We start from the raw sequence: 1,481 nt of genomic DNA on the forward strand, positions 1-1,481 counted from the left end.
CCTATGTGGTCGGGTCCGATAGCAAGGCGGAACGCCGTCCCATCCGGCTCGGCCGCACCGCCGGGCGCGACTGGGTGGTCGAGGACGGCCTCCGACCAGGAGACCGTGTTATTGCTGAGGGCGTCGTCAAGGTGGCCGAGGGCTCACCTGTCGAGGCCGCACCTCTCCAAGTGTCGGAGGCCCGGCCGTGAGCGCCCGCTTCTTCATTGAGCGTCCGGTGCTGGCCGGGGTGCTCTCCATCGTCATCGTGCTGGCCGGGCTGGTCGCCATGCGGGCGCTACCGGTCGCGCAGTACCCCGAGATCGTGCCACCGCAGGTCGTGGTCTCCACCACCTACTCTGGCGCCGACGCCGACACGGTGGCGCAAACGGTGGCCGCGCCGCTGGAGCGCGCCATCAACGGCGTCGAGGGGCTGATCTACATGCAGTCCGTCAACACCGACGGCAGCATGACCCTGAACGTCAGCTTTGAGATCGGCACCGCCCCCGACCAGGCGACCATCAACGTCAGCAACCGCGTGCAAGGCGTGCTCGCCACCCTACCGAACGAGGTGCAGCGCGTCGGCGTTACCGTCAACAAGCAGTCCACCGCTTTCCTGGCCGTGGTGTCGCTCACCGCCACGGACGAGCGTTTCGACGAGATCTTCCTTAGCAACTACGCGCTGCGGAACGTGGTCGACGAGATCAAGCGCATCCCGGGCGTCGGCAACGCCTCGCTCTTCGGCCAGAAAGAGTACGCAATGCGGATCTGGCTCCAGCCGGAGAAGCTGGCGCAGTTCTCGCTGACTGCTTCCGACATCTCGGCCGCCATTCGCGAGCAAAATCAGCAATTCGCGGCAGGCAAGCTCAACGAATCTCCTAGCGCGAGCGGCGCCTACACCTACGCCATGACGGCGCAGGGCCGCCTGCCGGACGCCGCGGCCTTCGGCAACATCATCCTCCAGGCGCGTGCTGACGGCTCCACCCTGCGGCTGCGCGATGTCGCCCGCGTGGAACTCGGGAGCCAGCAGTACGATTTCATAGGCACGCTCGATGGCAAGCCCACCGCACCCTTCGGTATCTACCTCCAGCCCGGTGCCAACGCGCTGCAAACCATGGAGGCGGTGACCGCCCGCATGGATGAGCTGGCCGCCGCCATGCCGCAGGGCATGGAGTACTCGGTGCCCTACAACACCACGACCTTCGTCCAGGTCTCCATCGAGCAGGTGATCCACACCTTTATCGAGGCCATCATTCTCGTTGTCGTGGTGGTCTTCCTGTTTTTGCAGAACTGGCGCGCCACGGTTATTCCGCTGCTCGCCATCCCAGTGTCCATCATCGGCACCTTCGCTGGCATGTACGCGCTTGGCTTCTCTATCAACATGCTGACCTTGTTCGGCATGATCCTGGCCATCGGCATCGTGGTCGACGACGCCATCGTTGTGGTGGAGAACGTCGAGCGCCTGATGTCCGAGGAGCATCTCCCGCCCAGGCAGGCGGCGA

Annotated in this window: 1 protein-coding gene and 1 pseudogene; both read left to right on the forward strand. The window is 65.1% G+C overall.

The genetic code is table 11. The features are described 5' to 3' along the window. A pseudogene (locus tag D2K64_RS23540) lies at positions 1 to 191 on the forward strand (efflux RND transporter periplasmic adaptor subunit); the annotation flags it as partial. Further along, on the forward strand, positions 188 to 1,481 hold a 1,294-nt coding region (locus tag D2K64_RS23545), incomplete at its 3' end, for an efflux RND transporter permease subunit (RefSeq protein ID WP_202910818.1). The pseudogene D2K64_RS23540 and the gene D2K64_RS23545, both read left to right, overlap by 4 nt.

Origin of the sequence: Teichococcus vastitatis (assembly GCF_003604215.1) — a bacterium.
Lineage (GTDB): Bacteria > Pseudomonadota > Alphaproteobacteria > Acetobacterales > Acetobacteraceae > Pseudoroseomonas > Pseudoroseomonas vastitatis.